This is a genomic window from Sporichthya polymorpha DSM 43042 (assembly GCF_000384115.1).
GTDB lineage: Bacteria > Actinomycetota > Actinomycetes > Sporichthyales > Sporichthyaceae > Sporichthya > Sporichthya polymorpha.
This window is the reverse complement of sequence record NZ_KB913029.1, coordinates 391499-396127: the sequence shown is the minus strand read 5'-3', so window position 1 is coordinate 396127 and position 4629 is coordinate 391499. Positions and strand designations below refer to the sequence as shown.

Genomic DNA, 4629 nt, shown 5'->3' with positions numbered 1-4629 from the left:
GCCCCGATCGCGTTCGCCGGAGCGGTGTGGGACCAGACCCGGGTGTGGGCCCGGCGCTGGGTCGAGGTCGTCGCCGCACTGATCCTGTCCAAGGTCGTCATCGTCGTGACCTTCGTCGTCGGCGCCAGCGCGTTCTCCGGCACCGGTCCCACCCTCGATCCCCACGCCGCGTCCCCGGCCGCTGCCGGGGACGGGTCCGGTGGCGGGCTTTCTGACGTACTCGTCGGGTTGCTGCTGCTCGGGATCGCCGTGTGCTCGCCGTGGCTGACCTACCGGTTCGTGCACTGGACGGGGATGGAGGCCGCCTCGGTCATGCACGGCGCTGTCGCGGCCAACCCGATGTCCTCGGCCGCCCGCGCGAGCGCCTCGCAGGCACGGTTCACCGCGCAACAGGCGCTCACCTCCTCCGTGCTCGCCGGGGCCGGAGCAGGGGCCGCAGCCCGCCGTCCCGGCGGAAACGCACGCGCCGGGGGCAACGGCGCCGCAGGCCCGTTGATGACGCCGGACCGGGGGACGCGGAGGCCTCCGCCGCGACCGTCGGGTCCGTCCGGGCCCGGCCGTCCGGCCGGGGGTGCACGGTGAGTGGCCCGGCATCGCAGGTGCGCTTCGGTGGCTTGGAGCGACGCGGCCTGCTCCTCGGCCTGACCGGAGCCCAGGTCGCCCTGCTGGGCGCAGCGCTGACCGTCGTGGTCGGCGCAGGTCTGATCGCCGGACCGGCCGGCGTCGTGGTCACCGCACCGGGGTGGGCGATCGCGGCGGGCTGCGCGTTGATCCCCGTCGGCGGACGTCCCCTGGTGGAAGTCGCCCCGACCTCGATGGCCTGGACAACTCGGCGTGTCATCGGCGTGCACCGGGTGCTCGCCCGCCCCGAGCGTCCCCAGGCGGGCGACCCGCTGGAGCTGCCGGGCCTTCCCCGGCCCGTGCACATCACCGTCGCCGGGTCGACGCAGGCTGCGGTCATTCGGCTCGGACGGCCAGGGTTACGCGGTCCGGTGACGGTGGTCGCCGAGGTCCGCGGCCGCGGACTTCTCTTGGAGGACCCCGGGGTGCAGGACCGGCGGGTCTCGGCCTGGGGTCGTCTGCTCGCCGCCTTCGGGCAGATGCCTGAGGTCGGCACGGTCCAGGTCTTGCACCGCAAGATCTCCACCGGGCCTCGCGGCGTCCGGGAATGGTGGGTCGGACAACGGACCGGCCCCGCCTGGGCCACCGCGATCGTCGAGGACCTCGTCGCCGACACCGCGCAGACCACCCGTCTGCAGACCCTGCTCGCCGTCGAGCTGCGCCCGCGCGACCATGCCGACCTCGATGCGGTCATGTCCCGCCTGCATGACGCCATCGACGCCGCCGAACTCGACCTCATCGCGTGGCTGACGCCACATCAGATCCAGACGGTAGTCCGGCAGGCGTACGACCCCGCCACCCACGTGGCGGACGCCACCGGTGAGATCAGCTGCGCGCCGATGGGCGTGGCCGAGGAGTGGGCCCACGCGCGCAGCGACTTCGCCCTGCACGCGACGTACTGGGTCAGCGAGTGGCCACGCTCGGGCACGCACGCGTCCTTCCTGCGTCCCCTGCTGCTGGCGCCGGGCGCCCGGCGGACGTTCACGCTTCTCGCGTCACCCCTGCCACCGGGCAAGGCACTGCGGGAGATCCGGCGGGCCCGCGCCGAGCAGATGGCCGACGCCGCCGCGCGGACACGCATCGGCCGGGTCGAGGAAGAGGCCCACCGCGCGGCCGCGGACGAGTTGACCCGGCGCGAACAGGACCTCGTCGCCGGGCACGGCGACCTGCGGTTCACCGGCCTGCTCACCGTGTCCGCCACGACACCGGAGGAACTGACCGCCGCCTGCGAAGCCGGCTGCGACCTGCGCCGTCTGGTCGGGCAACAGGTTGCGGCCTTCGCCGCGGCGGCGCTGCCCTTCGCCCGGGGGCTGTCGTGACCGCACGGGGGATGGCCCGGGTGCTGCCGGGACCGGCGCGCCGGGGACGGGTGCGGGTGCCGTTGCACCGGGCGAGTTCGGCGACGCTGGCCGGGGCGTATCCGTTCCTGGCTCCGGCGCCGTGCCAGACCGGCACCCCCATCGGGGAGGACGCGCTCAGCGGGGAGGCGTTCTACTTCGACCCCTGGGCCCTGTACGCCGCTGGGGCGTTGACGAACCCGAACGTCGCACTGGCCGGGGTGATCGGTGCGGGGAAGTCCGCGCTGGCCAAGTCGTTGGCGGTCCGCGCGATCGCCGCCGGTCGCAGGGCGTACGTGCCCGGCGACCCGAAGGGTGAATGGGCCGCCGTCGCCGAACAGGTCGGAGGAACTGTGCTCCGCCTCGGCCCCGGACTTCCGGACCGCGTCAACCCGCTCGACGCCCACAGCCCGGCTACCACAGCCAGCCCAGCGGCCGCGCGGGTGTTGACCGCGGTCGCGGAAACGCTGCTGGCCCGACCGATGGGCCCCGGCGAACACGCCGCCCTCGCTGCCGCCGCTGCCTGCGTCGGCACCGGCCCCGCGGCGGCCGGAATCCCCGACGTCCTGGCCGCCCTGGCCGACCCCGACCCCGCAAGGCTGCGCGCCGACGGCACCACCCTGGCCGAGCGCCTGGCCGATGGCCGCGACCTCGGCCACGCCCTGCGCCGGCTCGTCGCCGGCGACCTGGCCGGGATGTTCGACAAGCCATCGACGCTCACTCTCGACCCGACCACGCCGATGGTCGTGATCGACCTGTCCGCACTCGGCTCGTACGACCTCGCCGTCGCGGTCGCGATGACCTGCGCGTCGGCCTGGCTGGAGAACGCCCTCGCGACGACGGCATCGGAGCACCGCCCTGACGGTGCATCAGGACGATGGGTGGTCTACGACGAGGCGTGGCGGCTGCTGCGGGCGCCGGCGCTGATCCGGCGCATGCAGGCCCAGTGGAAACTCTCCCGCGCGCACGGGATCGCGAACCTGCTCGTCCTACATCGGCTGTCCGATCTGGACGCGGTCGGGTCGGCGGGCAGTAAGGACCGCGCGCTGGCGGCCGGGCTGCTCGCGGACTGCTCCACGCGGATCGTCTACCGGCAGGAACCCGACCAGCTCGCCGGCATCGGTGCCGCACTCGGGCTGACCGAACCCGAACGCGCCCTGCTGCCGCTGCTCCCGCGCGGCTGCGGGCTGTGGAAGATGCCCCGCAGTTCGACCGTCGTGCACCACCGGCTGCACCCCGACGAGGCAGACGTTTACGACACCGACGCGGCGATTCGGTCCGTCGTCTCGGCCGAGCGCGGTGGTCGAGAATGAACCACACCGCGATGGCCGAACGCGCCACCCTCGGCGCGCTCCTCCTTGGCCCCGGCCACCAGAACCAGACGGGACCCACGGGGCCGCAGACGAACGCGGGCATCGTCGGGATCCTGCGCTGGCTGCGGCCGGAGGACTTCGCCGACCCCTGGCACGCCGAGGTGTACCGCACGATCCGCGCCCTCGGCGCCGCCGGCGAGGCGTGCGACGCCGAGGCGACGGGCCACGACCTGATCCGTCGCCTCGGGCACACCCGCGCCGACGTGGGCCGCCTGGCCGGGCTGTTGCGCGACCTGCCGGTGCGTCCCCAGTTGGACGTGTACGCCGCAATGGTCCTCGAGGCCGCCCTCCGCCGGGAGACCATCACGCACGGGCTGCTGCTGCGCGCTGGGGCGCTGCAGTCAGTCCTGGACAGTTCGCCACGGCCGATGGCCGCGGTGACCGTCACCGTCGACGCGGCTCTGGTCGACGCGGGCTACCGGTGGGCCATCGCCACGGGCCGACTCCGTCCGACCCGGGCTGGGCCGACGCGATCTGGCCATGCTCGATCCGACGGTCCCCGACCCGCGATGCCCATCGGCTTGCGCTCCGCGGCAGGCCGGGTGCATGCGGCGCTGGGCGCCGACCGGTTCCTGGCCGCCCACCCCTTGCCCACGGCACGACAGGTCGCCGACCGCGAGGCCGCACTCATCGTCACGCTGATCGCCCACCCGCGCCACCTCGACGCAACAGCGGCGTGGCTGCGACCAGCGGCAATCAGCAACCGCACCTGGCGGCCGGTCTACGAGGCGCTGCTCGGCCTGCGCGCTGGCGGGCAACCGATCGACGCGGTGACGGTGTTCTGGGAGACCCGCCGGGCCTCCCGCGTCGCCGGGCCGGGACCCGACCCGCGTCCCGGCATCGCCGCGGTGGAACGTGCAGCCGCCGTCGATCCCGGCTACGCGGCCGCACGGGTTGCGGGGGACCATCTGCGGCTGGCCGCCGAGGCAGCCGCGAACAGCCTGCGCACGGCGGCCTCCAACCCCGGCCTGGACCTGGGCCAGGTCCTGGAGACCGGTCACGTCCTCACCGCCGCCCTGCGGACCGGCGCCGTCCCGTTGTCCGCTCCCGGGCGCGACGGCCGACACTTGGCCGCCGTCCGCGCCCTGCCCGCCCCGCACGCTCACCGGGAACGACCGGTCGCCGGATGACGCCCCGTCACTACCCGTCCCCTGCCCGTCCCGGCCGGCCCGATGGCATGGCCGACGCGGCCCTGGTCGTGCTCGTCATCGCCGTCGGCTTCGCCGGCCTGCTGTGGGTCGGTGCGGCCGCGGCCGCCCTGATCACCGGGCACGGCGTACCCTCCGGCGGGCTGGCCG

3 protein-coding genes and 1 pseudogene are annotated in these 4629 nt (G+C 74.7%); all 4 read left to right on the top strand.

What is annotated here, in order from left to right; all coding sequences use genetic code 11:
* A pseudogene (locus tag SPOPO_RS0101990) lies at positions 1-582 on the top strand (hypothetical protein); the annotation flags it as partial.
* Entirely contained in the window at positions 579-1940 is a 1362-nt protein-coding gene (locus SPOPO_RS0101985; protein WP_245541671.1) for an SCO6880 family protein, read from the top strand. The pseudogene SPOPO_RS0101990 and the gene SPOPO_RS0101985, both read left to right, overlap by 4 nt.
* A 56-nt stretch (positions 1941-1996) precedes the next feature.
* Positions 1997-3271 (top strand): hypothetical protein, encoded by a 1275-nt coding sequence (locus SPOPO_RS35450; RefSeq protein ID WP_019873103.1) that lies wholly within the window; start codon positions 1997-1999, stop codon positions 3269-3271.
* Positions 3268-4461, top strand: a complete 1194-nt coding sequence (locus SPOPO_RS0101975; RefSeq protein ID WP_019873102.1) for a DnaB-like helicase N-terminal domain-containing protein — start codon at positions 3268-3270, stop codon at positions 4459-4461. The genes SPOPO_RS35450 and SPOPO_RS0101975 overlap by 4 nt, the downstream gene beginning before the upstream one ends.
* Positions 4462-4629 lie beyond the last annotated feature (168 nt).